A 9652-nucleotide genomic window follows, 5' to 3' on the forward strand; every position below is an offset into this window, starting at 1 on the left:
ATGGCGAACAACAACTTACAACAGGCAACCGCTCTCCAAACAACGAACCCACGCCACGCCACGATCGAACGGTCCGAATTGCGCATCCGAGACCCGTACATCGTGGAGTACGAGGACCGCTACCTGCTCTTCGGGACGACGGATCCGAGCCCCTGGCACGGGCCGGGGGCCGGGTTCGACCGTTACGAGAGCGATGACCTCGAGCAGTGGAGTGGACCCTTCCCTGCCTTTCGTCCGGGTCCTGGATTCTGGGGCGAGACCCAATTTTGGGCGCCAGAAGTGCATTACTACAACGGCACATGGTGGATGTTTGCGACCTTCGCCGACCGCGCGGGCCGCCGCGGCACCCAGGTGCTGGCAGCAGCAGCCCCAGATGGGCTGTTCCAACCATGGAGTGACGGACCTGTCACACCGAGTGGATGGATGTGTCTTGATGGCACCCTGTACCAGGATCGCTCCGGTGCGCCATGGCTGGTCTTCTGTCATGAATGGCTTCAGGCAGGGGATGGCGCAATTTATGCGCAGCGTCTCAGTGACGACTTGCGAACCTCGAGAGGGGATCCGATTCTCCTGTTCACGGCCTCCGAGGCGCCCTGGACACGACCCTTTCGCAATGAGGAAACGGGTTACGACGACATCGCGTTCATCACTGATGGTCCCTTCGTGATCCACGATGACGCGGGGCTTGCACTCCTCTGGTCCAGCGGCGGCGAAGGAGGCTATTCAGTCGGAGTGGCCCGCAGCTCCACCGGACTCATCACCGGACCTTGGGTGCACGAATCGCAACCCCTCGTTGGATCTGATGGCGGACACGCAATGCTGCTCACAACACGAAATAGCCGCTTTCTGGTGTTTCACCAGCCCAATGAACTGACCTTTGAGAGGCTTACGATCCGATGCGTGGCCGAAACCAACGGGATCTACCGGGTCCCAGCTCCAAATGACGACTATTCCAACTAAACAAAACAATCGCCTCAGTGGCTTAGCCGGGCGACCTTTCCTTAGTGTCCTTTTTTGAACTGATCGGGAGATCTTGTGAATCAGAGAATTTCCGTTGGCTTCGTAGGACCTCGTGATGCTGAACTACTTGAGGGTCCCGCGCTGTCCAGAGCACAGGTGAATCGCGAATATTTGATGAGTCTCACCGCTGAGAACTTACTTCGCCCCTATCGCATGGAGGCGGGGTTGTGGCGATACTCCGGCTCTGTAGGGACAACTGTCGGAGAAACTGCAGCCGACGGCCCCGAAAACTGGCACTGGGGATGGGAATCGCCCACGAGTGACCTTCGCGGACATATCCTCGGTCACTGGTTGTCGGCCGCAGCCTACCTGTCAACACACGACGAGGAAGTACGAGCGCGAGCCAACCACATTGTCAAAGAGCTGGTCAGATGCCAGGAGGCGAATGGCGGTCAGTGGGTGGCTGGGATTCCGCGCGGATATATGGACCGGGTTGTGCAGGGTCAGGAGGTGTGGGCACCCCAATATACGGTTCACAAGATCCTCATGGGGCTGTGGGACATGTACGCGATCGGAGGCAGCGCCGCAGCGCTGAAGCTGCTCACGAACTTCGCTGATTGGTTCGTGCAGTGGACGGATCATTTGAGCCGCGGGCAGCTTGACGATGTTCTGGATGTGGAGACCGGGGGGATGCTGGAGATTTGGGCGAATCTCTACGGCGAAACGGGCGAGAATAAATACTCAGTGTTGATGAGCCGCTACGACCGCCCACGCTTCTTCGATCGTCTGCTCAGCGGTGAGGACGTGTTGACCAACAGGCACGCCAATACGCAAATCCCTGAAATACTGGGCGCTGCCCGAGCGTGGGAGGTTACGGGAGACCGGCGCTGGCGTGACATCGTCGAAGCGTTTTGGTTTCAGGCCGTTACTTCCCGTGGCACTTACTGTACGGGTGGGTCTACATCGGGAGAGGTCTGGCAACCTTCGAAAATTGTACTTTCGCGTTTGCACCGCGTGCAGGAGCATTGCACTGTTTACAACATGATGCGTTTGGCGCAAACCTTGTATAGCTGGACGGGCGAAAAGAGCTATGCGGACTACTGGGAACGGAACCTCGTAAACGGAATTTTTGCGCAGCAAAATCAGAGGACAGGCATGGTGACCTACTTTCTTCCCCTCGCGCCTGGCAGTGAGAAACAATGGGGTTCGCGCACCAACGACTTCTGGTGCTGCCACGGCACCCTCCTGCAAGCGCACTCTCACCACGCGACGGCTGCCGTGCAGCGGGACGAGGATGGTCTCCGCATCAGCCAATACATACCCTCGGACACACGTTGGGACGATGTCGCCGACACAAGCGTCGCCATTCGGATTCAGCAGGATCCTCTCGACGGTGTGGTGTTCGGACAAACTGAAACCCTGGACGGTCTAAACGCTATCCAACGTCTGGAGCCGGATCTGCCGACCGAACGCCCCGACCGAATGGTCTTCGATATCAAGGTGCGTCCAGACCAAACGACGCGATTCACCTTGCGACTACGAATACCAGATTGGGTCCGTGCCCCACTTCGCGTGTATTGCAACGGGAATGAGCTTGCTTACGTCGAGGAAGAAGGGTGGGTTCTCGTCGATCGCGACTGGTCGGCGGGAGATCTCCTACGCGTCGAATTCCCGACCCGGGTTCGCGCCATCCCGGCTCCCGAGAACCCTGGCGTACTGTCCTTCGAAGACGGACCCTATGTTCTCGCTGGATTGACCTCACGGCGCGTGCCAGTCGAACGCGCACATGGCGGGGACGCCACCACTATTCTCGCGCCGGATGAGACCAGGACGCATCACTGGTGGAATGCAGGCACGTACCGCACCATCCGCACCCCTGACATACAATTCGTACCCCTTTCCGACCTAACTGAAGGCGACTACACCGTCTACTTTCCCGTGGAGTCCGGCGATGACAGAAGTACAAGGAGCTTCAATGAGTAAAAGCACCCCGATCCGGGTCACAGTTTGGAACGAAAACCGGCATGAGCAGGAACACGAGCAGGTGGCAAAACTCTACCCCCGCGGCATTCACGGCGCAGTGAAGGAGGGTATCGAGGAGAACCTGGGTGCCGCCGTCGTCGTCCGCACCGCCACCCTGGACGAGCCGGAGCACGGCCTTACCGAAGAGGTCCTGGCCACCACGGACGTCCTGACCTGGTGGGGGCACATGTCCCACGCCGATGTCGATGACGAGATCGTGGAGCGGGTGCACCGCCACGTGCTCTCGGGAATGGGGCTGATCGTGCTCCACTCAGGCCACTGGTCCAAGATCTTCACCAAGCTCATGGGCACCACGTGCACCCTGCGCTGGCGGAGCGAGCAGGACCGCGAGCTGGTGTGGACCGTGGACCCCACCCACCCCATCGCCAAGGGCGTTCCGCACCCCATCATCATTGATGAGCAGGAAATGTACGGCGAATTCTTCGACATCCCTGGGCCGGAGGAACTGGTCTTCATCAGTTCGTTCAGCGGCGGCGAAGTCTTCCGCTCCGGCTGCACTTTCCGACGCGGCCACGGCAAGATCTTCTACTTCAGCCCCGGCGATCAGGACTTCCCGGTGTATCACCACAAGGACATCCGCCGGGTCATCTCCAACGCCGTCCAGTGGGCATTCACCGACCGGTCGCGCCGGGAACTTCCGGAACTGCTGCAATATGACACCGATGAGTTCTACAAGGGCGCCGACTACAAGGGCGCCACCGCGATCTACGAGGAAACCACGGCATGAGCCGCCCGTTCGCGACAATTGAGGACGATCGGGGTCCGCTAAAAGTGCTGCTGGTCGGCGCCGGAGCCATGGGCCACACCTGGCTGGGGGCGGTGGAGGCCTCGCCGCTCGTGGAGCTCAGCGGCATCGTTGACCTTAACCTGGACGCCGCGCGTGCCAGCGCCGCCTCGATCGGCAAACCTGACCTTCCAGTGGGGAGGGGAACAGCGCAACTGGCGTCCGACGTCGGCGCCCAGGCGGTCATCAACGTCACGGTTCCGGCCGCCCACCACCCCGTATCCGCCGAGGCGCTCTTCGCCGGGCTTCCCGTGCTGGGCGAAAAGCCGGTTGCGTCCACCGTGGCTCAGGGCCTGAGCCTGGTCGCTGCCGCCGAGCTCACCGGCCAGTTGTTCATGGTCAGCCAGTCCCGCCGCTACAACCGCGACCTGTTCGCCGGCAAGGCTCTCGCCGGCGGGCTCGGCCGGCTGGGCACGCTGTCCGCCGATTTCTTCAAGGCACCGCATTTCGGCGGATACCGCGACCAGATGGAGCACCCGCTACTGCTGGACATGGCCATCCACCAGTTCGACATGGCGCGCTTCCTCCTGGACGCGGACCCCGTCTCCGTATTCTGCGAGGAATACAACCCTGCTTGGAGCTGGTATCGAGGGGACGCGGCAGCCGTAGCGTCCTTCGAAATGTCCGGCGGCGAGCGGTTCGTGTTCAACGGAAGCTGGTGCAGCCCCGGGCAGGAAACCTCCTGGAACGCAGCCTGGCGGCTCGGCGGCGAAAACGGGACTGTCGTGTGGGACGGTGATAATCCCCCGACCGTGACCCCATCCTCCCCCGCAGACGCCGCTGCTGACATTGCTGTAGAGGATACTGTTCAGGTGCATGCCCCCGTTCACCCGGGCCGGAGAGTGGTGGAGGAGCCGGGCCCGGACGTCCACGGATCCTTGCACGAGTTCGTTTCAGCGCTCCGAACAGGAACTCCGCCCATGGGTCAGGTTCACGCGAACATCCTCAGCCTGGCCATGGTGGAAGCAGCCATCGAAAGCGCAGCCACCGGCTGGCGGGTGCAGATCGACGCACTACTGGAACGTTCCTATGAAGAGGCTGTCCGGGACGAGAAGCGGCAGGACGTGGCCGCCGTCCTCCACTCCTGGTCCATCGATGGTGCCTTCTCCGCCGCAGCCGCCCTCGGAGCTGCTCCTGGTACGGAAATGCCAAGCCAGATCCAGCCAGCCCCTCCAGAAAACAACAGAATCGGACGCGATGCCACTTTTTGACCTCCCGTTGGCCCAGCTCCGCAGCTATACCTCCGATGTGACGATGCCGGAAGACCTTCGCGAATTCTGGGATGCCACGATCGCGGATGCCAGAGCCTACCCCCTGAACGCCCGGTTTGAGCCCGTCGAGAACTACCTTTCTGTGATCGACACCTTTGACGTGACCTTCGCAGGGTACGGTGGGGAACCCATCAAGGGATGGCTGCACCTCCCTGCCACCAGGGACTCAGGTTCCAGGCTGCCTGTGGTGGTCCACTACGTCGGCTACTCCGGTGGGCGGGGACTGGCGAACCAGGAAACAGGGTGGGCGCAGGCGGGGTACGCGCATTTCATCATGGACACCCGTGGCCAGGGTTACGGTTTTGCTGTGGGTGAGACTGCTGATCCCCATCCGTCGGCTGGCGGCGTGGGTTATGCCGGCTTCATGACCCGGGGCGTCGGCAGCCGCGAAGACTACTACTACCGGCGGGTGTACACGGATGCCTTCCGGGCAGTGGAGGCAGCACAATCCCACCCTGAGGTGGATGCGGCACGAGTCGTCCTCGCCGGCGGAAGTCAGGGCGGCGGCATTGTGGTAGCTGTCTCCGGGCTGGTGGCCGGTCGGCTCGACGGCGTCGTGGCAGCTTTGCCCGACGTCCCGTTCCTGCAGGATTTTCCGCGCGCTATCGACATCGCCCCGCGTGGCCCGTACCCGGAAATCGCCGCCTTCCTTGCCCGTCATCGGGACCGGTATGAGCAAGTACTTGACGTCCTGCGCTATTTCGACGGCGTCAACCTCGGACGATGGGCTACGGCGCCTGCGCTCTACTCGGCAGCGCAAAGTGACGACATCTGCCCGCCCTCTACTGTCTTCGCCAGCTTCAACGCGTACGGCTCGGGCACTTCTGACGCGTCCCGTCCCGGCCCAACGAAGGAGATGGAGGTGTACAGGTTCAACAACCATGAAGGAGGGCAGGAACACCACTGGATAAAGCAGGTTCTGTTTCTCCGCCAGCTCCTAGTCTAACTCCCGGTTCAAATCGGCCGAAAAGACAAACCTGCTACTAGTGGGTTTGTGCATTTTCGACGGCAATCCTCATCAAGAACCTCGCCGCGTGCTGTCAATGCTCCCGGTCTCTGTGTCCCGTGGGTACTTCGACGTTGCCCTCATGTCGGCAACCTTGGCGATCATCGGCTACCGCTGCATCCATAAGTTCTCCCACATCGTAGCGGTCCTCAGCGCCGTCGTGTTCGTGATCCTGCTTGTCCGCATTATCACCGACTCGAACCTGGGCGCGGTCGTCGAAACGAACGTCTTCGATGGTGCCGCATTCGTCCTCGGGGTTTCCCTGTCGGCCGAGTTCCAAGGCGAGTCTGAGAAATCAACGCCCCTGACGGTCCCCTCTTCCTTAGCTTGACGACAGGGCACTTATCGGCAGACTGGCCGCTTCCGCACGCTCGGCCGTCAAGCGCGTGATCCGGCAAACCTCCACAGCCCCTGCCAACGACTAAGAGCCCGCGCCGCCCCCCTTGCATTCGTAGTGCCGCATCGACTAAACGGATAAATCCGGCCTGAATGCCCTCGGTCGGCTCAGCGACGGAACCGCGCACGCAATGAAATTCAAGACCGGCGTCATGTCGTCATTGCACGCGCATGCGATGAGCAGAATGTGGGCCGAAGGAGGACTAGGCAAATGGCTGCGAACAGCTACGAAAAAGCGGATTTAAGTGTGGACAATGTACACACCCCCTTTGGCCTGACAAAGCCGTCCCCAGCTAAGGCTCTCCGCTCCGGCAATGAGCCAGAACTGAAGAACTTTGACGCAGGCTCTCGAAGTCATGTCGCGCTCAGTACCCCTACCCATGAAGAGGTGTAGGCCAACCACGACCTACCGAACGAACCAAGAGAGGAACATATAACCCCAGCTCACAGCACGCGGAGGGCCAACCAGCCACGACCCTGAACCCGCTCCCCCACAACAAAACAGGCGAACCGCGGCGCCAGGCACACCCCGCGGTCAATGTCAGAGGGAACTGACCACCTAATTTGTACACACGTTAAAGCAAATACCCCCTCTGACGAGGGGGTATGCCGTGCCCGAGGTGGGACTCGAACCCACACACCTTTCGATACCGCATTTTGAGTGCGGCGCGTCTGCCAATTCCGCCACTCGGGCGCGGAACACCGAAACAAGACTAACCGACGTCGAAGTCTTCGCAGAACTCAACGCTCCCTGTTGCAGTGCGCGAAACTACTCTACATGCAGATAGGCTGTTTTTCAGAACCGGCTCGGCCGAGCAATAAATCATACGCAAGGACCGGGTGCAACTAAGATGGTTGAGAACCCGCCGTACGTCTTGAAGGAGATCCCGTGTCAGAACAGACGGAGTCCAAGCCCGCATCCCAGCCGGCCCGCCGTGTAGTTGTCGCAGAGGATGAGACCCTCATCCGCCTGGACATCATCGAGATCCTGAAGGGCGAAGGTTACGACGTCGTCGGCGAGGCCGACAATGGTGAGAAAGCAGTCCAGCTGGCCGAGGAGTTGAAGCCGGATCTGGTCCTCATGGACGTCAAGATGCCAGTCATGGACGGCATTTCCGCCGCGGAAAAGATTGTCAAGGCCAGGATCGCCCCCGTGGTCCTCCTGACGGCGTTCAGCCAGAAGGAACTCGTGGAGCGCGCCCGCGACGCCGGGGCCATGGCCTATGTCGTCAAGCCCTTCACTCCGGCGGATCTGATTCCGGCCATCGAGATCGCTTTGTCCCGCCACGAGGAGATCAAGGCCCTCGAGAACGAGGTGTCCGATCTCCAGGAGCAGTTCGCCACGCGCAAGCTCGTAGAGCGCGCCAAGAGCCTCCTGACCACCAAGATGGGCCTTACGGAGCCGGAAGCGTTCCGGTGGATCCAGAAGACCTCCATGGACCGCCGCCTCAGCATGCGTGAGGTCGCCGAGACCATCATCAACCAGGTCAACTAGCACTCCGCCACGAAGGGCGCCTGCTTTCCGATGGGTAGCAGGCGCCCTTCGTCGTCCCGGAACCAGCCGGCGACGCCAACAAAAAAGCCACCAAAAAAGGGAGGCCCCGCCGCGGCGGGGCCTCCCCTAACTCTTCCGAGAAGTTGATCCGGGAAAGATCAGGCCTTGGACTTGGCCTTCTTCTTCTTTTCGGGCCACGGCCCGAGCTTTTCCTTGCGGGCTGCGGCCTCTTCCACGCGGGACGTGTCGGCGAGGTCGCCCACCCTGTGGACCTTGAGCGAGTTCGTTGAACCGGCTTGTCCGGGAGGCGAACCGGCCGCGATGACCACGAGGTCGCCGTTCTCGACGATCTTCATCTCGAGCAGGCTGCGGTCCACCTGGGCCGTCATGGCGTCAGTGTGGCCCACCATGGGGACCAGGACGGGCTGGATGCCCCAGGTCAGCGCCAGCTGGTTCCAGACGTGCTCCACGGGAGTGAAGGCGAACACCGGCTTGACGGGCCGCAGACGGGACAGGCGGCGGGCCGAGTCACCGGACTGCGTGAAGGTACAGATGTACTTTGCGTCCAGCTGGTCGGCGATTTCGACGGCGGCACGCGTGATGGCGCCACCGCGGGTCTTGGGCTTGGTACCCAGCGGCGGGACGCGCTCAAGACCGTGCTCTTCGGTGGACTCGATGATGCGGGCCATGGTCTTGACCGTCTCGATCGGGAACTTGCCCACGCTGGTCTCACCCGAGAGCATGACCGCGTCGGCGCCATCGAGCACTGCGTTGGCGCAGTCCGACGCTTCAGCACGGGTCGGGCGCGGGTTGTCGATCATGGACTCAAGGACCTGGGTGGCCACGATGACCGGCTTGGCCCAGCGGCGGGCCAGTTCAATGGCTCGCTTTTGGACGATCGGCACTTCCTCGAGCGGGAGTTCCACACCGAGGTCGCCACGGGCCACCATGATGGCGTCGAAGGCGTCGATGATTTCGTGGAGCTGGTCCACTGCCTGCGGCTTCTCGATCTTGGCGATCACCGGCACGCGGCGGCCTTCTTCGTCCATGATCTCGTGCACGCGCTTGATGTCGGAGGCATCACGAACGAAGGACAGCGCGACCAAGTCGACGCCGCGCTTCATGGCCCAACGGAGATCGTCCTCGTCCTTTTCGCTCAGCGCGGGGACGTTGACGGCAACGCCAGGCAGGTTGATTCCCTTGTTGTTGGAAACCCAGCCACCGACTGTCACCGTGGCGACTACCTTGACGTCGTCGACCTCGACGGCGCGTAGTGCAACCTTGCCGTCGTCGATCAGCAGTGCATCTCCGACGTTGACGTCTTCTGTCAGGCTCTTGAGCGTGGTGGAGCAGATGTCCTTGGTGCCCGGCACGTCCTCGGTGGTGATGGTGAACGTGTCGCCGACGGCGAGCTCGTGGGGGCCATCGACAAAGCGGCCGAGGCGGATCTTCGGGCCCTGCAAGTCGGCCATGATGGCAACGGGCTTGTGGAGCTGGGCGGAAGCCTTGCGGACGTTCTCGTACGTGTTGTCGTGTACAGAGTAGTCGCCGTGGCTCATGTTCATACGGGCGACGTCGACGCCGGCTTCCAGCACCGCGAGGGTGTTGTCAAAGCTGGAAATTGCCGGTCCGAACGTTGCCACGATTTTTGCGCGTCTCATATACCTACCCTAGTAGTGTGCTGCAGTTGGAGTTGG

8 protein-coding genes and 1 tRNA gene are annotated in these 9652 nt (G+C 61.4%); 7 read left to right on the forward strand and 2 right to left on the reverse strand.

The window, feature by feature from the left end; genetic code table 11:
* The 6 genes from AC1DLO_RS12575 to AC1DLO_RS12600 all read left to right on the forward strand — a co-directional run bounded on the left by AC1DLO_RS12575 (position 1) and on the right by AC1DLO_RS12600 (position 6395).
* The gene (locus AC1DLO_RS12575) at positions 1 to 960 is read left to right on the forward strand and encodes a glycoside hydrolase family 43 protein (RefSeq protein ID WP_441437367.1); all 960 of its coding nucleotides are present in this window, start codon (positions 1 to 3) and stop codon (positions 958 to 960) included.
* Between the two features lie 75 nt (positions 961 to 1035).
* Positions 1036 to 2943: a beta-L-arabinofuranosidase domain-containing protein gene (locus AC1DLO_RS12580; protein WP_441437368.1), complete on the forward strand. Its 1908-nt coding sequence runs from the start codon at positions 1036 to 1038 to the stop codon at positions 2941 to 2943.
* Positions 2936 to 3730 (forward strand): ThuA domain-containing protein, encoded by a 795-nt coding sequence (locus tag AC1DLO_RS12585; RefSeq protein ID WP_441437369.1) that lies wholly within the window; start codon positions 2936 to 2938, stop codon positions 3728 to 3730. Before AC1DLO_RS12580 ends, AC1DLO_RS12585 begins: the two co-directional genes overlap by 8 nt.
* A complete protein-coding gene (locus tag AC1DLO_RS12590; protein WP_441437370.1) occupies positions 3727 to 4998 on the forward strand; it encodes a Gfo/Idh/MocA family protein in 1272 nt (423 codons plus the stop codon). Before AC1DLO_RS12585 ends, AC1DLO_RS12590 begins: the two co-directional genes overlap by 4 nt.
* Entirely contained in the window at positions 4985 to 6004 is a 1020-nt protein-coding gene (locus AC1DLO_RS12595; protein ID WP_441437371.1) for an acetylxylan esterase, read from the forward strand. The genes AC1DLO_RS12590 and AC1DLO_RS12595 overlap by 14 nt, the downstream gene beginning before the upstream one ends.
* 88 nt (positions 6005 to 6092) lie before the next feature.
* Positions 6093 to 6395: a hypothetical protein gene (locus tag AC1DLO_RS12600; protein WP_441437372.1), complete on the forward strand. Its 303-nt coding sequence runs from the start codon at positions 6093 to 6095 to the stop codon at positions 6393 to 6395.
* A gap of 677 nt (positions 6396 to 7072) precedes the next feature.
* Here AC1DLO_RS12600 and AC1DLO_RS12605 read toward each other — a convergent pair.
* Positions 7073 to 7154 (reverse strand) — tRNA-Leu (locus tag AC1DLO_RS12605).
* 195 nt (positions 7155 to 7349) lie between these two features.
* On the opposite strand from AC1DLO_RS12605, the gene AC1DLO_RS12610 reads away from it, so the two are divergent.
* Positions 7350 to 7955 carry an ANTAR domain-containing response regulator gene (locus AC1DLO_RS12610; protein WP_028266834.1) on the forward strand — a complete coding sequence of 202 codons (606 nt, stop codon included), beginning with the start codon at positions 7350 to 7352 and terminating at the stop codon, positions 7953 to 7955.
* Positions 7956 to 8113: 158 nt separating this feature from the next.
* On the opposite strand, the gene pyk is transcribed toward AC1DLO_RS12610, so the two are convergent.
* The gene (gene pyk, locus AC1DLO_RS12615) at positions 8114 to 9616 is read right to left on the reverse strand and encodes a pyruvate kinase (RefSeq protein ID WP_476890153.1); all 1503 of its coding nucleotides are present in this window, start codon (positions 9614 to 9616) and stop codon (positions 8114 to 8116) included.
* Between the last annotated feature and the right edge of the window lie 36 nt (positions 9617 to 9652).

The organism is Arthrobacter sp. 01T419, assembly GCF_056398865.1.